The 17,739-nt window shown below is 70.5% G+C and carries 22 protein-coding genes and 1 pseudogene; 2 read left to right on the forward strand and 21 right to left on the reverse strand.

Going from position 1 to position 17,739, the window contains the following annotated elements; genetic code table 11:
• Positions 1 to 6 precede the first annotated feature (6 nt).
• The 4 genes from OG332_RS37150 to OG332_RS37165 form a co-directional block, all read right to left on the reverse strand.
• Positions 7 to 816, reverse strand: coding sequence for a DUF317 domain-containing protein (locus OG332_RS37150; protein WP_327417539.1), 810 nt, complete (start codon positions 814 to 816; stop codon positions 7 to 9).
• Entirely contained in the window at positions 813 to 1,202 is a 390-nt protein-coding gene (locus OG332_RS37155; RefSeq protein WP_327417540.1) for a hypothetical protein, read from the reverse strand. Before OG332_RS37155 ends, OG332_RS37150 begins: the two co-directional genes overlap by 4 nt.
• 252 nt (positions 1,203 to 1,454) lie before the next feature.
• Entirely contained in the window at positions 1,455 to 1,841 is a 387-nt protein-coding gene (locus OG332_RS37160; protein WP_327417541.1) for a hypothetical protein, read from the reverse strand.
• A 27-nt stretch (positions 1,842 to 1,868) separates the two neighbouring features.
• The gene (locus OG332_RS37165) at positions 1,869 to 2,624 is read right to left on the reverse strand and encodes a hypothetical protein (RefSeq protein ID WP_327417542.1); all 756 of its coding nucleotides are present in this window, start codon (positions 2,622 to 2,624) and stop codon (positions 1,869 to 1,871) included.
• A gap of 148 nt (positions 2,625 to 2,772) precedes the next feature.
• Here OG332_RS37165 and OG332_RS37170 point away from each other — a divergent pair, with 148 nt between their 5' ends.
• Complete coding sequence (locus OG332_RS37170) at positions 2,773 to 3,318, forward strand: hypothetical protein (protein WP_327417543.1); 546 nt, start codon at positions 2,773 to 2,775, stop codon at positions 3,316 to 3,318.
• A 23-nt stretch (positions 3,319 to 3,341) separates the two neighbouring features.
• On the opposite strand, the gene OG332_RS37175 is transcribed toward OG332_RS37170, so the two are convergent.
• The 7 genes from OG332_RS37175 to OG332_RS37205 all read right to left on the reverse strand — a co-directional run bounded on the left by OG332_RS37175 (position 3,342) and on the right by OG332_RS37205 (position 7,260).
• Positions 3,342 to 4,211 (reverse strand): hypothetical protein, encoded by an 870-nt coding sequence (locus OG332_RS37175; RefSeq protein WP_327417544.1) that lies wholly within the window; start codon positions 4,209 to 4,211, stop codon positions 3,342 to 3,344.
• Positions 4,208 to 4,639 (reverse strand): hypothetical protein, encoded by a 432-nt coding sequence (locus OG332_RS37180; RefSeq protein ID WP_266876271.1) that lies wholly within the window; start codon positions 4,637 to 4,639, stop codon positions 4,208 to 4,210. Before OG332_RS37180 ends, OG332_RS37175 begins: the two co-directional genes overlap by 4 nt.
• A gap of 103 nt (positions 4,640 to 4,742) precedes the next feature.
• Complete coding sequence (locus OG332_RS37185; RefSeq protein WP_327417545.1) at positions 4,743 to 5,240, reverse strand: hypothetical protein; 498 nt, start codon at positions 5,238 to 5,240, stop codon at positions 4,743 to 4,745.
• A 54-nt stretch (positions 5,241 to 5,294) separates the two neighbouring features.
• The gene (locus OG332_RS37190; RefSeq protein ID WP_327417546.1) at positions 5,295 to 5,735 is read right to left on the reverse strand and encodes a hypothetical protein; all 441 of its coding nucleotides are present in this window, start codon (positions 5,733 to 5,735) and stop codon (positions 5,295 to 5,297) included.
• A 69-nt stretch (positions 5,736 to 5,804) separates the two neighbouring features.
• The gene (locus tag OG332_RS37195; RefSeq protein WP_327417547.1) at positions 5,805 to 6,236 is read right to left on the reverse strand and encodes a hypothetical protein; all 432 of its coding nucleotides are present in this window, start codon (positions 6,234 to 6,236) and stop codon (positions 5,805 to 5,807) included.
• The gene (locus tag OG332_RS37200) at positions 6,233 to 6,742 is read right to left on the reverse strand and encodes a hypothetical protein (protein ID WP_327417548.1); all 510 of its coding nucleotides are present in this window, start codon (positions 6,740 to 6,742) and stop codon (positions 6,233 to 6,235) included. Before OG332_RS37200 ends, OG332_RS37195 begins: the two co-directional genes overlap by 4 nt.
• A gap of 122 nt (positions 6,743 to 6,864) precedes the next feature.
• A complete protein-coding gene (locus OG332_RS37205; protein ID WP_327417549.1) occupies positions 6,865 to 7,260 on the reverse strand; it encodes a hypothetical protein in 396 nt (131 codons plus the stop codon).
• 225 nt (positions 7,261 to 7,485) lie between these two features.
• Here OG332_RS37205 and OG332_RS37210 point away from each other — a divergent pair.
• A pseudogene (locus tag OG332_RS37210) lies at positions 7,486 to 8,845 on the forward strand (IS4 family transposase).
• 363 nt (positions 8,846 to 9,208) lie between these two features.
• Here OG332_RS37210 and OG332_RS37215 read toward each other — a convergent pair.
• The 10 genes from OG332_RS37215 to OG332_RS37260 all read right to left on the reverse strand — a co-directional run bounded on the left by OG332_RS37215 (position 9,209) and on the right by OG332_RS37260 (position 17,714).
• Positions 9,209 to 9,457, reverse strand: coding sequence for a hypothetical protein (locus OG332_RS37215; RefSeq protein WP_327417550.1), 249 nt, complete (start codon positions 9,455 to 9,457; stop codon positions 9,209 to 9,211).
• 32 nt (positions 9,458 to 9,489) lie between these two features.
• Positions 9,490 to 10,164: a hypothetical protein gene (locus tag OG332_RS37220; protein WP_327417551.1), complete on the reverse strand. Its 675-nt coding sequence runs from the start codon at positions 10,162 to 10,164 to the stop codon at positions 9,490 to 9,492.
• A 20-nt stretch (positions 10,165 to 10,184) separates the two neighbouring features.
• Entirely contained in the window at positions 10,185 to 10,649 is a 465-nt protein-coding gene (locus OG332_RS37225; protein WP_327417552.1) for a hypothetical protein, read from the reverse strand.
• On the reverse strand, positions 10,646 to 11,197 hold the full coding sequence (locus OG332_RS37230) for a hypothetical protein (protein WP_327417553.1): 552 nt from the start codon (positions 11,195 to 11,197) through the stop codon (positions 10,646 to 10,648). Before OG332_RS37230 ends, OG332_RS37225 begins: the two co-directional genes overlap by 4 nt.
• A complete protein-coding gene (locus tag OG332_RS37235; RefSeq protein ID WP_327417554.1) occupies positions 11,194 to 11,976 on the reverse strand; it encodes a ParB/RepB/Spo0J family partition protein in 783 nt (260 codons plus the stop codon). The genes OG332_RS37230 and OG332_RS37235 overlap by 4 nt, the downstream gene beginning before the upstream one ends.
• Before the next feature lie 68 nt (positions 11,977 to 12,044).
• On the reverse strand, positions 12,045 to 13,559 hold the full coding sequence (locus tag OG332_RS37240) for an ATP-binding protein (RefSeq protein WP_327417555.1): 1,515 nt from the start codon (positions 13,557 to 13,559) through the stop codon (positions 12,045 to 12,047).
• A 34-nt stretch (positions 13,560 to 13,593) separates the two neighbouring features.
• Entirely contained in the window at positions 13,594 to 14,049 is a 456-nt protein-coding gene (locus OG332_RS37245; RefSeq protein WP_327417556.1) for a DUF6238 family protein, read from the reverse strand.
• Positions 14,050 to 14,086: 37 nt separating this feature from the next.
• A complete protein-coding gene (locus tag OG332_RS37250; RefSeq protein ID WP_442816268.1) occupies positions 14,087 to 15,529 on the reverse strand; it encodes an SCO6880 family protein in 1,443 nt (480 codons plus the stop codon).
• A gap of 130 nt (positions 15,530 to 15,659) precedes the next feature.
• Positions 15,660 to 17,024, reverse strand: coding sequence for an SCO6881 family protein (locus tag OG332_RS37255; RefSeq protein ID WP_327417558.1), 1,365 nt, complete (start codon positions 17,022 to 17,024; stop codon positions 15,660 to 15,662).
• Positions 17,025 to 17,057: 33 nt separating this feature from the next.
• Entirely contained in the window at positions 17,058 to 17,714 is a 657-nt protein-coding gene (locus OG332_RS37260) for a hypothetical protein (RefSeq protein WP_327417559.1), read from the reverse strand.
• Positions 17,715 to 17,739 lie beyond the last annotated feature (25 nt).

A 17,739-nucleotide genomic window follows, 5' to 3' on the forward strand; every position in this document is an offset into this window, starting at 1 on the left:
AGGTGGTTAACGGCGTCCGGCTGCGGCACCGCTCCGCGAGGTGTGCGCGCGGGGTGCGGCCTTGCGAGGCTGACGGGCGGCCCAAGCGTTCTTGGCCCAGGTCGCGGAGCGGGCGGCGGTGACGCGCGCCTGCTTCCAGGCGGCGAGATCGGAGGGCAGGACGGACACCGAGGTGGTGCGGATCCTGTCGGTGGCCGGTACGTGACCTCGTGGCCGCATCACGGGCTGGGGGTCGGCGAGGGCGGTGGCGAACTCCTGGACCAGGTGCATCGGGGTGGTCTGGGAGAACACCGCGTCCCAGGCCCGTCCGTGTTCGGTTCGGGCGCCGGCCCACCAGTGCGCCTTGCCCTGCCCGTTCTGGTGGAACTGGATCCAGGCGTCGCCGTCCGGGCTGGTCGCGGTGAAGTGCTTCCCGCGGGCGGTCGCCCAGTTCTGCTCCTCCAACGGCGCCCACACGTTCGGGGCGTGCGCCGGGCGGGGCTGCGTCAGCGCGTCCGTGAACCCCGCGATGATCTCGACGGGAACGTACGCGGTGAGGGTCACATGCCAGGCGTCCTGTTCCGGGGTGGCTCGACCGGAGACCGTCCAGCCCGGGGGTGTGGCGGCGACGTTGTACCCGATCCGGACGGACTGGTCCGGGCTGTCGAAGACGACCGGAGTACCGGCACGGGGCGTCCTGTCGGCCCATCCGCTGGCACGGAGGTACTCGGTGACGTGCCGGATGTCGCCGCCGCCGGCCAGGTGCCGGGGCTCGATCAGGTAGTGCTGCTCAGGGAGCTCGCCCCCCGGTCCCCATCCTTGCCACTGCCGAGTCATCGGCGCCTCCCAGCGGGCGGGACCGGTGGGGTCGGCGGCAAGGGGTTGGAGGTCTGGGCCGGAGAGGGGGCGGAGGACGGCCACTGGGCGATCTCGGCTTCGGTGCCGCCGAGATTCTCGGCCTCGCGGAACACGACGTCGCAGGATTCGGCGAGGTCCTGCCAGATGTCCGCGCCTTCGACACCGGCATCGGCATAGCGCTGGGCCATCCGGCTAACCGCCCCCAGGACGGTGCCGACCTGGTAGAGCAGCCCGTCGTCAATCTCGAAGACGGGTGCCAGCAGTGCTGCGGCGTCCTCGGCGGGCAGTCCTTCGTCCAGTTGTGCAGCCAGGGTGGCGAGGGTGGCACGGACGTCGTTGAGATCCTGCGCGGTGACGTTGAACAAGCGGCCTCCTTTCAGGCATCGGGGTGTACGGGGTGCTGCCCGGGACTGCAGCGCGGGGAGCGGCGGCGGCTCTCGCCGCCTGCGTCGAAGGGGGTCTTCGCCGTTCTCGGGGTGGGGCGGTGGTCGCTGCCGAAGGTGCAGTCCTTCAGGTAGCGGCGGATGAGGAGGAAGGCGAGCCGGGGTCGGCGCCGGACGGAGATCGGAGGAGGCAGGACGGGGTGGGGTGTTGAGGTGATCGGGTCTCCAGCGACGTCAGGAACGCCGGCGTGGGGCGGCGCCCGGCGCGGGGAGGCCTCGTGGCGGATGCGGCACTGGGCTATTCCGGGCGGTCATGGCCTCGGAGTAGGTCGCCTCGTCGAAGAGTTCGGGGGCGATGTTGACCCGGTAGCCAGCCTTCGTCCCGGCGGCCATGGAGCGGGTCGCGTGCTGCCGTTCCTCGTCAGGGCTGAGGGTGTCGGGGAGTCGGTGCCACACGTAGAGCGGCGGCAGGACGTTCCGCTCGAAGCCCTGGGCATCCAGCAGCTTCAGCAGACGCTCTGAGGCTCCCGTGCGGGAGTCGGCGTAGACGGCCTTGTCGGAGTAGTGCCGGTAGATCTCAAGGTCGGTGCCGAATTCGTCAGCGCGGTTCAGGGCGGGCACTCCTATCGGGCGGGGTGTTGGGCGAGATCACCGGCTGCGGGCAGGGGCACCCTGGCTGTGGGCGGCTGGCCGTGCCGGTTTGGAGATGAGCGGGGGCCGGACGACGACACCGATGCCCAGACGGTCCAGGCGCTGGGAGACGAGGTGGATGCGCGTGATCTGCTCGCGGTCGCCGTACTGCGACGGGGGCAGCACGAACATCCGGTCGTACGGGTGGTACTGGAAGCCGGACCGGTACAGGGCTTCGGCCGCGCCCTCCGCTCCCGACACCGCGCCTACGGCTCCGTCCGGGTACCAGGCCATGCTGACCCGCCCGGCGAGGACGGGCGGCGCCGGACGCCGGGGGATGGGGTGCTCCAAGTTGTGCCGGACTTGGTTCAGAGCCGCCTCGTACCGGGGCAGGAGCCGGCGGGAGACCTGGGAGGCCGCGCGGACGGGGTCCGCGGGGACGGTGATGCCGTTGGGCTCGGCGACCTGGTGGAAGGCGTCAGGACTGGCGTCCGGAACCATCGGCCCGATCATGAACTGGCGGGGCCGCATCGGCCGGTCGAAGACCAGCAGGCGGGCTCCGTCGGCACGGCTGAGGACCGCTTGGTGGGCTAGGACGAAGTTGGAAGCGGCGTTTCCGAGGGCACCGACGTCCCACAGCTCGGCGCTCGTAGGGAACTGATCGGGATACGAGGCGTGGCGGGTGTACGTGCTGGTCCAGGTCGCGCCGGGCAGGCGGGCGGCGAGGGAGGCGGCGAAGACGGCGAGGTCATCGCGCCGATGGGACGAGGGCATGGGGAACCTTGCGGGTGATGGGGGAAGTTCAGCGCCTGCGGCGTACGGCGAGAGCCGGGGGAGGGGGCGGTGGGCAGGAGCAGACGACGGACGCCTCGCGCTCAGTGCTCTCGACTCCGGTACAGCCCGGACGAAGAGGGTGCGCGGTATGCCGGTCCGCGAGAGCGTTGCGATACGCGGAGATCTCGATGCTGACCACCGCGATCTTCTCCGCGAGGCTGCGGATCCGGGCGGCGTGATGGGGGTCGGCGTCTTCACCGAGGCCGCCCACGAACTCTGCTGCTGCTTCGAGGACCTCGACAGCGGCCGGCAGGACACCGTCTCCGGGCGCCACCAGCTCGGTCAGAACGGCGGTGGCCTCCTCACTGTGCTCGGCGGCCCGGATCCTCTGGGCCAGGTTTGCGACCTGTCCGCCGAGCGTCAGGTCGTGGAACGCCATCTGAGCGGAGGCGAAGGCGGGATCGTGCTGGACGGCGTAACCGGCCGCCTTCAGCAGCGCGACTGCCCGTCGGGACAAATAGAGCTGTTCATCTTCGTCGAGGCCGTAGGGGAGACGGTGGTAACGGTCATGAGCGCGGGCGACAACGATGAACCCTGCGCGTTGCAGGATCGACTCGCCTTCCTCGTCCCCGCCACGGGCGATGATCTCGTCGGAGTGCGGATCGTGGGAGATGTGTACGACGCGGTCGGATAGGGCTATGGCTGGCTCCAGTTGGGTCAGCGTCCCCGCGGGCCAGGAATGCTCGGCTGCGTGGCAGCGGCCGGAACGCGGAGGACTGTCGTGGGTTGGGCCGGCCTCGTCCACGCGGAGTCGGCCAGGGTGGCGATGGTGGTGACCTCAGCGCTCAGCGCTCGCAGGTGGGTGGCGACGGCCGCGATCCGGGTGCTGATGTCGGTGGTCTGCCCGAAGCGGTAGGCGAAGGCCTCGGAGGTTCGGGCACTGACGCGCGTGGCCTGGGCGAGCAGTCCCCGGTCGGGGTCCGCCAGTGCCGCGAGCAGCTTCTCGGTATCCCCTCCGAGGTGGATGGGCGCCTCCGCAAGGGCTCCGTCCGTCTTCGGGGAGTGGAGACCGAAGTCGAGTTCGAGGCGCCGTGCCTCGGCGGTGAGATGGCGGGCGAGGCCGCGCGACACGTCCGTCCAAGAGCCGTCGGCGCGGATGAGGTTGGCGACGACGTGCAGGGTGTTCGATTCCGAGAGGAAGGCCACCCAGCGGCACCCGACCTCGTCGGCAGGTGCGGAGACGCCCGAGGCCTGTGCCATCCGTCCGGCGATCTGCTCCCACGTGGCCGGATGCTGACCGGGATCATGCGGGTGGAGCCGGATCTCCAGATGCAGGACCGCGTGCCGGTCACCCCCGGGGCTGGCGGCGAAGGGGTGCTCGTGAAAAGGCTCTTCGAGATGCTCAACCCACTCCTCCGCACTCCACATGCGGGCGTTCTCCTCCAGCACCGGCCGCTGGGTGAGGGCCGGACCGTGAGCAACCACGGTGAACGCGGTCAGGTCATCGGCGTGGAGTACCGGCCGGCCGAGAGCATCCTCGAAGACGTCCTCGACGTGAAAGAGCCGAGGCCGGACCAGGGGGATCACTGGCCGTGCTTGGTGTCGGCGACGTGGACGAGCTGGTCGAGCGCGGTCAGGCTGTACCACCCGCAGTCGATCTCGGTGTTCTCGGCCTCCGTGGCAAGGCGGGGCAGGAGGAGTTCTTCCAGGGCCCGCATGTGGATCAGGCAGTCCGGGCAGTGCCGGTCCAGGTGGATGAGGTAGCGCGGGTGGCCGGTGACGAAGGTGTGCTGCCCGCCGAGCGGGTTGCGCAGCCGCCACCCGTCCTCGTCGGTGGGGGTATGCCAGGACGGGGCGACAACGGTGACGGCGTCACCGTAGAGGCTGTCCCCCGCCACGCCGTGGATGACCACCACGCGGTCGCCGGGGGCGAAGTGGCCGTGGGTGATGTCCCGGTTGGGGGTGAGGGTGTCCGCGGGAGTGGCATAGGGCGGACGGGGAACAGCTTCGGGCATAGTCGGGTCCTTCCGCGAATGGGCGCCGGGTGGCGAAGGGGATTACTTCAATGATGCGGAGAATCCCGGATTATCGAATTCGCGGAATGTGGGATAGAAGCGGCTACAGGTGGGGGTTCTCGTTGCCGCGGTCGGCTTCGGAGACGGCGTCGACGAGCTCGGGCAGGTCGGTCCCTTCGGCATCGCGCTGGTCGATCCACCACCCCGCCCGGCGGATGCCACGGATCGCCTCCTCCAGCGTCAACCAGTCGGATTCGTCCCAGGTCCCTTCGACCACGAGAACCTCATATGCGGCGGTGACCAGCTGATGCCGGCTGCGTTCGCCCCACGCCAGAGCACGCTCGGGTCCTTCCAACGGTGGCATGGAGAACTTGGCCGCCCACTCCGCGGCAGCGGCCTGCTCCTCGGCGCGCTTGCCGGCGAGCCAGGCTTCCCGGCTCTCGGTGTCGCCGTCGCGGGCGGCATTCCAGCAGGCGGTGCAGTCCTTCGTGCCGAGCCAGCGCGCGAGGCTGGCGCGCTTATCGGCAGGGCGAGTCGAGAGGTCGTGATCGACTTGGTGGCCGCAGGGGTGCTCGACGGTCCAATGGGTTCGAATAGCCAAAAGGGAATTCCTTGGAGAGAAGTGGGACGAATCAGAACGCAGTCCTGGCCGGGGCTACCGGCCTCGCGCTGGGCCGGTGACCGGGCTCGCCGGCACCGCGACGGGCAGTGCCTGGTGGGCCGAGGCGACGGCGCTGGGGATGGATTCGGCGCGCTGAGGTGACCGGGCCGTGGCCGCGCCGGCGATACGGGCCTGGCGCTCGGCGAGGCGGCGACTCATGGTGGGCCGCGGCGGGTCGGCGCTGAGTTCCGGATCGAGGGTGAAGTCCGCCTGGACGACCAGGCCCAGGCCGCGGATCGCGGTCACGGCCTGACGGGCCCGGCGCTGGCCGTCCTGGCCCGGCTCGGTGAGGCGGTGCAGGTTGGTGCCGGGGACGGGTTCGAACTGGACACGTTCGAGGGCCCAGTCGCGTAGGTGGTCGGTCAGAAGCGGGGTGGACGCGGCGACGAAGCCGTAGTCGGGGTGCCAGCCGAGATGGAGGTGCGGGGCTTCCAAGGGCTCAAGGGTCCTTTCGTCGTGGGGAGGTGGCGCCTGCTCGGCGATCGGTGGCGCTGCGCGGGGCGGTCAGGGCGCGGTACGGGCCTCGTGCGCGGCCGTGAGCAGGTCGACACCCAGCTGGTAGAGCAGGCGGTCGGCGACGTCGAAGAGATCGCTGGTGTGCGCGTACCGCCGGGCGAGGTCCGGCTCTTCGTGTTCCCGGCACCACGTAGCGGCGGCGCGAAGGAGGTCACGGAGTTCGTGCAGAGCACCGTCCGCTCCGGTGGCGCCGTCCACTAGGAGGTGGAGTGCCGCCGCAGACGGGGCCTGGGCCGCCTGCTCAGCCCAGGCGCGGACCGCGCGGCCCGGATCGGGAAGCTCGAGGCCGGCGAGGTACGGTCCTGCCTCCAGACGAGCCTGCCGCCGAAGGCCTGCGGGCCCAGGACAAGCCTGCGGGGCGGTCTCCGGGTGCGTGCTGTCCTCGGCATCAGCCTGGGACGGAACGGTCCCGCTGGTCACCGGCGTGCCGTCTTGGCGGGAGACGTGCTCAGGGGGACCGGCTTATGGACGGTGGTCGCGGGCGGGGTGCGTCGTCCCGGGAGCCAGGCCCGTACGTCATCCGGGAAGGGCGTCATCGGGTCCTGGTCCCAGGCAACGACGGACCCGGTGACGGACTCCGAGAGCGGGAGGACCTCGATGCCGTGCGGGTGCAGGACGTAGGCCCACTGCAGCCACCCTTGACCGGCTGCGGACTCGTCGCACGTCATCCGCGCCGCGGGGCTGCCGTCGGGCGTGTACATGTTGTCGATGGTCGAGCTCGGCCCGGGGCCGCCGTGCTGGCCGACGACGTGCTGGCGGAGTTCCTGGGGTGCGCCGGCGAGGAGGTCGTCGCCGAGCGAGTTCCATCCGACGGCGGGCGAGTCGATGAGGTGCGCGGCGAGGGCCTCGGTGTCACCGGCGAAGCGGTGCTGATGAGCCGCGAGCAGGAGGGGCAGGTGGTTGCTGGGGTATCCGTCCCAGTGCACGTAGATGCCGGTGAAGCCGGTCTCCGTGGGTCGGGCGATGGTCGATCGGGTTGCCAGGGTGACTCCAGGGGAAGAGGGCGCGCTCTACGCGCGCCAAGGGGCGGGGGAGGCGGCCGGCCTTATCAGCGGGTCTGTCCGGCGGACCTGCCAGGCGGGGGACCTGGCGCAGGTAGCGGAAGAGGACCGGTGGGAGGCCGGAGGGCGTGGCCCCAGGGTTGGCCCGAGGTGACGGTGACCCTGTAGCCGAAGGCCTGCAGGAGGGCGCTGGCGGAGCGGACGAGTTCTCCTGCATCACTGGCGGGGTCACGGGGACGGCACAGGCCGGATTCCGGATCGAGCAGCCAGGGGGAGTCCACGTGAAGCAAGAGGCGCGCCGCGTGTTGCGACAGCACGTTGACGAGCGGGCCGCCGTCGAAGTCCTGGCCGAACATGACCTCGTGAACGCCCTTGAAGCGGGTCTCTCGCGACACGCGGGCGGCGGCCAGCCGGTAGCGCGGCAGGACTCCTCGGTTCCGCATGGTCGCGACGGCGCGCGCAGGGTCCCTTGGCACGGAGATCGCGGCCGGGGCCTGAACTCAACACCGTTGCGTTAGGGATCTTGAGTCGTTGGCAACCCCCGCATGAGTAGCAGGAACGGGACTCCTGGTAGATCAACTTGTGCTGAAGCAAGGTGATCGTCGAGTCCAGGAGTCCCGTTGCGGGAGAAGTCTGTCATCACGCGCACGATCGAGGTCGCTGGGGGTGTGTTCGCGCCGGGGCAGCTGGGTGAGCTGACGCAGACGGTGGACTTCGAACTGGTGGACGCGGTGCTTGAGGAGACCGGCACGGTCGAGCGGCGACTGCGGCTGCTGCCCTCGCGGGTGGTGGTGTACTTCGTCCTCGCGCTCGCACTGTTCGAGAACTGCTCCTACCGGGCGGTGGGGCAAACTGACCGCCTCGCTGACGAGTCTGGCCCTGGCCGTCCCGGCGGCTTCCTCGCTGTCGCGGGCGAGGCGGCGGATAGGGGCCGCCCCGCTACGGCGGCTGTTCGAGATCCTGGCCGGGCCCCTCGCTGTCCGCGGGCAGTCGGGCACGTTCTGGCGGGGCCTGCGGTGCGTGGCCGTCGACGGCACTCTCCTCCATGTCCCGGACGAGAAGACGCTCACCTGGAAGTACCCGAAACGGGCCGGTGACACGCTGGAGTTCGGCTACCCGCTGCTGCGGCTCGTCGTCCTGGTCGAGTGTGGCACCCGCGCCCTGCTCGCCGCCACCTTCGGACCCGAGAGTGACGGTGAACTCACCTACGCGAACCGCCTGTTGGGCGCTCTTGACGACACGATGCTCCTGCTGGCCGACGCCGGCTTCGATGCGGTGGAATTCCTCCGTGACATCCAGGGCAGCGGGGCACGATTCCTGATCCGCTCTTCCGCCCGACGCATCCCCACCCCCGCCGAGCACCTGGCCGACGGCTCCTACCTGGCCCGGATCGGCTACGGCGTCATTCCCGTCCTGATCACCGTCCGCGTCATCGAGGCCCACCTCACAGTCCGCCTGGACGACGGCACTGTCCGCCACGAGCAGTGGCGCCTGCTCACCAGCCTCCTCGACCCCGTCCGCTACCCCGCCGATGAAGTGGCCGAGCTCTATCACCGCAGGTGGCAGGTGGAAACCACCTACTTCTCGATCAAGGCGACCATCCTGGAGGGCCGCGTCCTGCGCTCGCGCACCCAGCCCGGCCTCGACCAGGAGGTCTACGCCCTGCTCACGACCTACCAGGCCCTCCTCCGCGCCGCCGCCGACGGCATCGAGACCCGCCCCGACCTCACCATGAGCCGGATCAGCTTCACCGTCCTGATCCGCACCGCCGGTGACACCGTCATCAGCGCGACCGGAATCCTGCCCCCACTCGGCCCTGTCGACCGAGTCGGCGTGATCGGTCAGGCCGTCCTCGAAGCCCCGCTGCCGTCCCAACACAGGCAACGCATCAAAGCCCGCACCCGCAAGAACCCCACCAGCAAGTACGGCCCGAACGCCGGACAACAGCCCGTGACCAGCCAGAACTACAGCATCCAGACCACTATCACGTTCTTCGAGCACGGCCTCAACAGCCGCTCACGGCGCTAAAGCAACGGTGTTGGGCCTGAACTGATCCGAATTCGCGGATGCCTGCGGGGAGTAGTCCGGCGACAAGGATCTGCCGCGCCCGTCTGGGCCGCTCGATCAGGTAGAGCTGGAATCCGTGCGGATGGGTGAGGACGGCTCGCTCGCTGTCTACTGCATGGCGCAGGGCTCGGCTGACGACGCCTTCCTCCCTGTCCCAACAGCGCTTCTCTGCCGGGTCCCACCCCACCTTGCTGGTGGTGTGGGGGCTCCGCCGAGCAGATGCCGCCCAGGCGGGACCCAGGCGTGCGGCCAGCTGCTGAGCGAACAGGAACAGGCTGGTGTCCTTGGTCGTATCCTCCGTCGGCCTGTTCTGGCCGGGGTTCGTCACAGGCCGGCCTCGGGGTGGTGGAAGTGCGCGACGGGATGGCCGAGGGAGTGCACAGCGTGTACGGCGTCGTGGACGAGATGGATCTGCTGGCCAACGGAGAGGGACAGCGGCGGCACGTAGCCGTTGTAGCGCGGCGAGTGGGTGAACCCGCGGCTCCACAGGAGCCGTTGGAGCGGCGTCCTGGGGGCTTGGTCCAGCGGGCCTGCTGTGTGCAGACCGATGCGGATGCTGGCGGGGTGGTACACGGAGGGAGGCCTCTCGTTCTGCTTGTCCTGGCTCAGCGCCGGATACGGGGAGGAGGCCCAGGCATGGGGAGTTGGGCGACGCCGGTTGTCCGCACGACACTGAGGACAAGGGGAGGCGGGGCGATCTGCGCCTTGGCTGAGCGGATGGCCTCGCCGGCCCGGCGTAGGTCTCGGCGGGCGTCGGCGTGAGCGATCACCAGACGCCATTCGACGGTGCGCCGGGGGCTCCTGGAAGGTTCGGCCTCGGTCTTGAGGGCCTCGGCCAGGCTGCCCACAGCCGCTGCGCTCAGAGCAGCGGCGGAAGCAAGGTGAGCGAGCGCGGCGATACCTTGGAGCGTCGGGATCTGGTCGGGCCTCGCCGCCTCGTCGAGCACTCGGTTGGCTGCATGGGCGAGCTCTTGGGCCTGGCGCATTTGCTGGTACAGCAGGGGCTGCAGTGGAGTTTTGGGCACGTTGCCGGACGTGTCCAGCAGGACGATGCTCTGCATGGCCTGCTCGAACGTGGCTGCGAGATCATCGAGGCCGCCGGGCCAGGTGCGGTCGTCGGCCGGTTCCCAGGTGAAGTCGTACTCCTCGTAGGAGCTGATGAGCCCGCTTTCGATCTGAGCCTCTCGGTCGGCGAGTTCGCTCTGGATGGATGCGTCATCGCGGGCGGCTGCCTGGTAGTCGGCCCAGTCGGCGTCACTTAGTTCGGGTGGTCGGTCCATGGATATCCGATCGGGTCTGGTCAACGGGTGCGTGTCGGTTTCCCTGCGGACGGCCCTGCTTGGCGGGGCACCGTCGAAACGGGAGCAGCTGGTACGCGGGGCAGGCGGACGACGTGAGCGTCTATGGCGGCAAGCAGCGGACCGATCTCGCGGCCGTGCTCTGCATCAGGGCCTGCTGGAGGTGCGCTGTCGGCGCGGGAGTCGTAGACGACGGCGAAGTCGGTCCAGTCCTCCGCGGGTGCCTGGTGGGTCACCAGCCAGCCGCCATCCTCGGGGCCGATGATGAGGACCGAGTCGCGGCCGGGCGGATAGGCGTAGACGAGCCCGTACTGGAGACCCTGCTGGACGTCGCAGACCATGCCGCGCTCACGGAGCGGGGTCGTCAGGTACGCATGGCTCGCCCACGCCCGCTGCCACGCGGGGTCTTCGGTCTTGCGATGGTCCGGGAGCGGGGCCAATGGGCGCAGACGCTCGGAGGAGGTCATCGCTCCTGGCCGCCATCGAGAAGGCCTTCGGGGTCCGGCAGCGGATCGTCATCTCCGAAGGGGTCCTCCGCCTCCGAGGCGACGTACCCGAAGACGGTCTTTTCCAGCTCGCCGAGGAAGTCGAAGCCGGTGTGTTCACGGAACGCATCGAGACGCTCGGCGACGTAGCGCTGACGGTCGATCTCGGCCGTTGCGACCCGGGCAAGGTTCCGCGTGGACAGACGGCCCCACTCCAGGAGGTCGTTGCGGGTGGCACGGTCCATCCAGACCCAAATACCGTTGCCCAGCTTCAGGATGCCTTCGGGGTGGAACATCCCCGACTGCCGGCGCGGCTTGGGGCTTCGACGCTCGCCGAACCCCCGTACGAGGCCCTGGACGAGTTTGTCGGCTGCCGCGGCTCGGACATGTACTTCAAGATCTTCGTGGGCGAACCGCGTGCGGAGTTCGTCTTCGAGGTCGCCCTTGCGGAAGCGGCCGGTTTCGTCGGTGACGGCGGCGGCGGCGTCCTCGACGATCTGCCACAGGCGAGCGTCGGACTGGGCACTCATGCGAGGTCACGCTCCCGCAGCGTCGCGGCCATCTCCGTCAGGGCGGTCATGGCGTTCTCGATGACTTCCTGGGTTATGGACCTTCCCGGCAGCACGAATTCGGGATCGAACTTGCCGGCGGTGTTCGTGCCGCGCGCCTGCGCGAGGGGTGGGACGACCTCGCACAGGAACTGAGTGGCGACCTTGCGCTGGCGTACTTCTTCTTCCGCGCGGGCTTTCCGCTCCGCCCAGGCGCCGGCCAGGGTCAGTTCTCCTTCGACCACTCGATCGGCCAGTTCGTGGTCCTCGGAGCGGAGCCGGGCAAGCTGCGATTCCGCCGACTCGGCCTGGTTCTTCGCTTCGCGTGCCGCCTTGTAGGCCTCGTCGATAGTGATGGCGCCGTTGATGACGGGATCGACCAGATCGGGCGCGTGGCGTAGCACGGTGTTGGCCTGGCCGATCCGGCCGAGGGACACTCCCGCCTGTTCACTGACTGAACGAGCGGACTGTTCAGCGGCTGAACGGGGCGATCGTTCAGTGATTGAAAGGGCCTTGGCCGCGATCATGGCCAGCTGCCCCTTGGTCAGGTTGCGTCGTCGCGCGTTCACAGAGAGGGCGTACGCGTCGGCATCGTCGCCGTCGTAGGTGGCGAAGACCGGCTTGATGCCGATGAGCTCGCAGGCCTTGAGGCGGTTTCGTCCGTCGAGAAGGCGTCCTGCGCTGTCCAGGACGATGGGCTGGAGCTGGCCGAGCTGGCGGATGTCCTCAGCGAGCGCCTGGAGCTCGTCCTCGTCGAGCATGGGGAAGATGGTGGCGGTGGGGTGGAATTCGATGATCGGTTCCTCAAGTTGGTGGGCTGGCCGGGTAGCTAGTGCATCCGGGCATCTGTGTCGAAGAGTGCGGCTTCGTGGGGGTGTAGGAGGTGCTGGACGATGAAGGACCGCCCGGCGACCCGCCACAGCCCGCGGCCCCGGTTCAGGTGGGAGATGGCCTGGGTCTCGACACTGGTGAGGCCGAGGAGTCCGGCGGCTGCGGCGAGCTGGTCGTTCTCCTGGCGGTAGATGATGCGGGTGGAGCAGTCGGCGAGGAGACCTTCGGCAAGTGCGCGGCCTCGGGAGCCGACGTCGCCTGCGGTGAGCAGGTCGGAGAGCCGGTGGATGACCATCAAGTTGGCGATGCCCAGGCCGCGGCTCAGCTTCCACTGGGCCTGCATGCGCTCCAGGAGGCCCGCGTGCCTCATCAATCTCCACGCCTCGTCGTAGACCACCCAGCGCCGGCCGCCACCCGGGTCGGTCAGCGCGGACTCCATCCAGGCCGATGCGCAGGTCATCGCCAGTACGAGGGCGGTGTCGTCGCCGGACCCTCCCAGCCGCGAGAGGTCGATGGTGAGCATCGGGCTGCTGGGGTCGAAGCGGATGGTCGACTGGGCGTCGAACATGCCGCTCAGGTCTCCGTGGACCATGCGCCGCAGGGCGTGGGCGAGGTCGCGGGCGGCGTCGCCCAGGTGGCCGGACATGGTGCCGCCGGCCTGGTCGAGGAGGTTGGGCTGGTTGAGGGTGTGCGCGATGTCGCCGAGCAGGGGAGTGCGTCCGGCTGCGGCGGCTGCCTGGACGACTGCGTCGAGGGCGACGTCGAGAGCGGTGTGCTCCATCGGCTGGAGGTCGCGGCCGAGGACGGTGCGGGCCAGGGACCCGAGGAGCAGGAGGCGCCGCTTGCGGATTTCGCCCGCCCAGTCCGCCTCGGTGACGCTGGGCGGGCGGGGTGCGGCGTCCAGCGGGTTGAGCTTGCCGGGCAGGCCGGGCCCGAGGGCGATGGAGGTCCCGCCGAGGGCCGTGGCGACCGGGGTCCACTCGCCCTTCGGGTCGCAGGGTACGTACACCTTGTACCCGAAGGCGATGCTGCGGAGCGCGAAGCTCTTGGCCAGGGCGCTCTTGCCCTGGCCGATGACGCCTGCGAGCAGCACGTTCGGGTTGGTGAAGCCTTCGATCTTCCCGTACAGGGAGAAGGGATCGAACGTGAACGACGCCTCCGCGTGGACGTCCCGCCCGATATAGACGCCGTCGGCGCCGAGGCCGCCCTCGGCGAGGAAGGGGTACGCGCCGCTCGCGGTGGCGGTGGTCATGCGGTGCGCGGGCAGCCGAAGCTTGTTCCCGCGGGCGGATGCGGCGCCGGGCCGGCCGGAGGGCGGGTACAGCGGCAGCGGCATCTCGGCCTCGGTCGGCAGGTGTCCGCCGGGGAGGGAGGCGGCCGTCTCGTGGGCCTTGGCCTGGGCTTCGGCGAGCTGGCGGCGCGCGGTTCGGCGGGTGGCGCGGTCGGTGCCGTGGGGGGTGAACAGGGGGGATGCGCTGGCGCGGCGGGCGCGGCGTGCGGGCCGGTGGGTCATCGGGGGCGGCCTGATCTCGTGAGGGCGGGGGTGGTCATCGCCCGCAGTGGGTGACGTGGCCGCGCAGGTCGGCAGGGGTCGTCTTGCGCCGGATGGCGTGGCCGGCGGTGAGGTGGCGCTGGCAGATGGTCAGCACGGGCGGCCCTTCGGGAAGCCGGCCCGGATCGCACTTCTCAGCCGCGCCGGGCACGGTGGCTGGGGTCGCCGGGAGGGTGTGGAAGGCGTCGTGGACTTCGGCTGCGGCCTGCCACAGGCGGGTGTGGGCGCCCGCGAGGTGACGGCCGGCGGTCGGCCAGGTGGTGCGGGTGGTGTCGGTCAGCTGGTCGAGGAGCTGGTGGAGCGCGGTGAGGTGAGCGTGCACCGTGTCGAGGTGCGCCCGGTCAGCGGGTGCTGGGGTGCTGGTGGTGGTGCCGCGGGTGTGGTGGCGGATACCGGCGGTGGCGGCGCGCAGGTAGGGGTGTGAGTCGGGGAGCGGGGTGGGGGGTGTCACGGAGTCCTTCCTGCGGGGCAGGGATGGTGCGGCGCCGCTAGAGGGCGGCGCGGGCCAGGGGCAGCGCGGCGAGGGCGAAGGCGTCGGGCTGCTGGAACAGGAGTCGGCGCAGGTCGACTTGGGCGGTCACGGCGGCGGTCTCGATCTGTGCGCAGGCCGCGTCGAGGAGAGCGTCGGTCTCGGCGCTGACGGTGATCAGGCCGGTGAGGGCGACGTCGGCGTGGCCGGCGATCAGCTGGCGCTCGCGGTCCTTGACGTCCGTGTACTCGACGTTGTCCTCTTCGCTGTCGACCATGCCCTTGCGCCGGCGCTCGGCGACGTCGGCGATGATCGTCGCCTTGCGGCGCTGGACATCGCGCAGGGCGGCCGTCAGGGCCTGCGGCGCGTATATAAGGGAGAAGCTGCGCCGGACACCGGCGCTGAAGAGGAGCCCGTGGAGGAAGCCGGCGCCCGTCTCGGTCCTGGGCCAGGCCTCCACCCAGTAGGTGGCGTGGCGTGCGGAGTCGGTGGCGAGCCGGTCGCTCTCCTCGATCTGGACCACGGGTCCGGCGGCGGCCGGGTCCGCCTCGGCACGGCCGTTGGGAGACCACTGCTGCAGCGCGGACATGGCCTTCGGGTCGTACGCGGTGCGGATCACGGCCGAGATCTCGCGGGCGGTCAGCCAGCCGGTGACGGTCAGGCCGGAGGAGCGGGCTGCCTGGGCGACGGAGCTGGTCGTCGTGGCCATGACGGTGAAGGCGCCGGCGAGTCCGCCGCCGGCCTGGGAGATGAGGCGCTTGGCGGCCTTGAGGTCCAGGGAGATCGCGATGTATGCCTCGTGCGGGGCGGCGGCCGGTCCGGCGGAGGCCAGCAGCTCCGTGTAGACCTGCCCGGCGACGGGGGTCTGGGCGTTGCCGTGCTGGGCCCAGTGGCGGGCCAGCCCGTCTCCGGAGTCGGGCACCGTGCGCTCCAGGACCTGGATGGTCGCGACGTGCCCGGTGCGGGCGATGCTCGCCAGCGCCCGGCCCCAGTTCGCGACGTTCGCGTTCTGGGTGCCCGGGTCGAGCAGCGCGAACGCCCGGGAGGTGACGCGGGCGACCGCGGTCAGGGTCTGCTGCTGGGGGTCGTGGACGGCGGCGGCCTGGGAGCCGTCCGGTGTGACGACGCGCAGAGAGGCGGTGGTGCCGGGGAGGTGGAGCAGGCCGTCCACGCGGGGCCGGGAGACGGCGCGGGCCAGCCACATGGTCTGCCCGGTACGGCGGCGCTGGGCGTAGCGGACGATGATCGGCGCCCAGTCGATCAGGGAACGGCCTTGGCGGCGTACGAAGGTGAGGGTGGCGATGGCCGCCCAGAGCGGGGTCAGGGCGAGGGCGCCGAGCAGGCCGGAGGTCACGACGGTCGCGAGCAGCAGCGCGAGGGTGATCGAGACGAGGACGAGCTGGGGGAGGGTGAGGCCGAGGAGGATGCCGCGACGGGAGCGGATGGGGAACTTCACCGTCATGGGGGAGAGCGTCAGGTCTGACAAGGGGTGGGCCGTTCAGGTACGGGCGGGAGGCCGGGGTGGGTCCGTGGGACGCGCCGGAGCGGGCGCGGCGCGTCCCACGGGGCTTCCTGCCGTCAGCGGATGGGGATCAGTTGCCGGCGGGCGGCGGCGTCGGGGCCGCCGGTCCGGTCGCCTGGCCTGCGCCGGCCGACGGGGCGGCTCCCTGCGGGGGCGGGGAACCGGTGCCGCGGCCCGACCACTGCGCGCCGCCGGAGTCCGGGCTGGCGGGGGATCCGCCGCCGGGCTGCTGGCCGGAGGGGCCACCGGGCTGTCCGCTGGTGTCCGGCTGCGGGCTGGTCGGCGGAGGTTGGACCGCCTTCGTCAGCGCGTCCATCGCGGGCGACATGCCGCCGCCCTCCTGGGAGCCCTTCCTGCTGCCGCCACCGCTCGACTGGGAGGAGATGTCGCCGGGAAACCCACCGCTCGCGAGGGAATCGGGGCCTTGGGGAGCAGCGGATCCTGCTGCCGCTCCGCCGGCTCCGCCTGTCGCGGCCATGGTCGCGGCCTTGCGGGCCGCCTGCTCAGTGTGCTGACGGGCAACCTGTGCACCGGCTCCACCGGCACGGTGAATGGATTCTCCATCCGTGCCTTCTGCGGCCCAGTGCACGAACTTGAACGTCGCGTACGGGGCCAGCAAGACCAGGCACATGATCACGATGCCGGCCATGACGTCGGCCAGGGCCTGGGTGCCGTCCTTGCCCTCGGTGTTGCCCAGGGCGGAGATGCCGAGGATGAAGATGACGGTCATCAGGAGCTTGGAGACGACGAGGGTTGCGGTGGCCTCGACCCAGCCGCGCCGCCAACGGCGTGCGACCTCCCAGCCGCCGCCGGCACCGGCGAAGACCGCCAGCGTGACGAGGACCAGGATGCCGACCTTGCGCATCAGCATCACGCACCAGAACATGAACGCGCCGACGGCAGTGCCGATCCCGACGAACGCGGGCACCATCCAGCCGAGCCCGGCCACGCCGCCGATGACGGAGGCCTTGATGCTGCGCCGGACGGCCTCCTCCATTGAGGTCCCGGCCGCCGCGAAGAGCCCGTCCGAGAGGGCATCGACGACTTCGATCGCGACCGTGGTCAGGGCGATGGCGCTGAACGAGAAGATCACGCCCATGAAGGTGCCGGTGAACGCCTGGGTCAGGGCCTGGCCGTCGCGCTTGATCGCAGCGCGCAACAGCTGGGCGCACATGGTCGCCACGAGCATGACCAGGCCGATGGGCAGCAGCGTCTCGTAGTTGTCCTTGAACCACGTCGCGTTGAGGTCGATCTTGGTGGTGGCGGTGATGCCGTCGACGGCGAGGTCGGCCGAGGCCATCGCCAGTTCACCGACCGATTTCGCGATCCAGTTCCCGATGCCTTCGGTGATCGCCTTGCCGGGGTCGTTGGCGAAGTCGATCAGGTCGGCGGCGGTGCACAACTTGTTCGCCATGGGCAGGTCACAGAACCCCATGCGGGGATGCCTCCTTTCCGGGGGCGGAGCAGGTCACGGAAGGACCCGGGGCGAGATCGCGACGAGGGAGCAGTCGGCTCCCGGACGGCACTGGACGGCGAGGGTGACCGAGCGGTCCTCGGCCCCGGCGCCGCCGCCGTTCCAGCTGATCTGCTGCTTGCCGGTGACGGTGACGAAGTAGATGTACGCGGTGCTCAGCGCGGCGGGATCCTCGGCCAGGGCCTGCTTGAAGCTGCTGGGGAACCGGGACTCTGTGACGCTGGCCGTGGCGTGCTGAGCGTTGTCGTGCATCCGGGTCCACAGGACCGGGTCGGGGATCTGGGCCTGGATACCGGGCCAGTCCGCGTACTTCGACTCCGGAGTGACCCAGCCGTGCAGACCGGCGAGGTGCTGGGTGTGGCTGGTGGTGCGGGTGTCGTAGGTCCACAGCACCTGCGCCGCTGCCTTCCCGTACGCGAGAGGGTCGGAGATCTTCGCAGGCGGGGCCACCGTGCCGGTCCCGCTGGCCGGAGGCTGCGCCGGGGCAGTGGCGGGCGGTGCGCCGGTAGCGCTGGGGAGGTCGGGCCGGCCGGTGTCGGAGCGCCCGGTCCACCAGGCGGTGAGTCCGGCGAGAGCGAGGAGGATGGCCAGGCCGATGGCGAGGAAGGTGATGCGCTTGTTCGCCGGCCACTGGCCTGCGTGGCTGTACATGCGGGGGTGCGCGCGCTTGCGTGAT

The organism is Streptomyces sp. NBC_01233 (assembly GCF_035989305.1).
In the GTDB taxonomy this organism is placed as follows: domain Bacteria; phylum Actinomycetota; class Actinomycetes; order Streptomycetales; family Streptomycetaceae; genus Streptomyces.

Excerpts from the sequence above, each read along its gene's own strand:
- OG332_RS37240 (WP_327417555.1), bottom strand. The coding sequence starts at position 13,559 with ATGACCCACCGGCCCGCACGCCGCGCCCGCCGCGCCAGCGCATCCCCC.
- OG332_RS37180 (WP_266876271.1), bottom strand. The coding sequence starts at position 4,639 with ATGCCCGAAGCTGTTCCCCGTCCGCCCTATGCCACTCCCGCGGACACC.
- OG332_RS37205 (WP_327417549.1), bottom strand. The coding sequence starts at position 7,260 with ATGCGGAACCGAGGAGTCCTGCCGCGCTACCGGCTGGCCGCCGCCCGC.
- OG332_RS37235 (WP_327417554.1), bottom strand. The coding sequence starts at position 11,976 with ATGCTCGACGAGGACGAGCTCCAGGCGCTCGCTGAGGACATCCGCCAG.
- OG332_RS37255 (WP_327417558.1), bottom strand. The coding sequence starts at position 17,024 with ATGGGGTTCTGTGACCTGCCCATGGCGAACAAGTTGTGCACCGCCGCC.
- OG332_RS37250 (WP_442816268.1), bottom strand. The coding sequence starts at position 15,529 with ATGACGGTGAAGTTCCCCATCCGCTCCCGTCGCGGCATCCTCCTCGGC.
- OG332_RS37165 (WP_327417542.1), bottom strand. The coding sequence starts at position 2,624 with ATGCCCTCGTCCCATCGGCGCGATGACCTCGCCGTCTTCGCCGCCTCC.
- OG332_RS37220 (WP_327417551.1), bottom strand. The coding sequence starts at position 10,164 with ATGGACCGACCACCCGAACTAAGTGACGCCGACTGGGCCGACTACCAG.
- OG332_RS37150 (WP_327417539.1), bottom strand. The coding sequence starts at position 816 with ATGACTCGGCAGTGGCAAGGATGGGGACCGGGGGGCGAGCTCCCTGAG.
- OG332_RS37260 (WP_327417559.1), bottom strand. The coding sequence starts at position 17,714 with ATGTACAGCCACGCAGGCCAGTGGCCGGCGAACAAGCGCATCACCTTC.
- OG332_RS37230 (WP_327417553.1), bottom strand. The coding sequence starts at position 11,197 with ATGAGTGCCCAGTCCGACGCTCGCCTGTGGCAGATCGTCGAGGACGCC.
- OG332_RS37225 (WP_327417552.1), bottom strand. The coding sequence starts at position 10,649 with ATGACCTCCTCCGAGCGTCTGCGCCCATTGGCCCCGCTCCCGGACCAT.
- OG332_RS37170 (WP_327417543.1), top strand. The coding sequence starts at position 2,773 with ATGCCGGTCCGCGAGAGCGTTGCGATACGCGGAGATCTCGATGCTGAC.